The sequence below is a fragment of the Vogesella mureinivorans genome, from assembly GCF_007644035.1.
In the GTDB taxonomy this organism is placed as follows: domain Bacteria; phylum Pseudomonadota; class Gammaproteobacteria; order Burkholderiales; family Chromobacteriaceae; genus Vogesella; species Vogesella mureinivorans.
Genome location: NZ_VMTV02000425.1, coordinates 1 through 298, shown reverse-complemented (window position 1 = coordinate 298; position 298 = coordinate 1). Strand labels below are relative to the sequence as shown.

Sequence of the window (298 nt, the reverse complement as noted above, 5' to 3'; positions counted from 1 at the left end):
CTTCACGTCCCAAACCTGATTGCTTAATCCCACCAAATGGTGCAACTTCATTTGAAATAAGACCGGTATTTATCCCGACCATACCGTACTCAAGTGCTTCACCAACACGCCATTGACGTGCAGTATTCTGCGTAAATAAGTAACTTGCTAGTCCAAACTCAGTATAATTCGCCATCGCCACAGCTTGTTCTTCATGACTAAAGCGGAACAATGGTGCTAAAGGACCAAAGGTTTCCTCCTTCGCTACATCCATATCCTGAGTCACTTCAGTCAAAACAGTAGGTTCAAAAAAAGTTCC

General features: G+C 43.3%; 1 protein-coding gene. It reads right to left on the bottom strand.

Annotated features, from left to right (window positions below; translation table 11 throughout):
• On the bottom strand, positions 1-298 hold a 298-nt coding region (locus FLQ44_RS11330; protein WP_147694457.1), incomplete at both ends, for an aldehyde dehydrogenase family protein.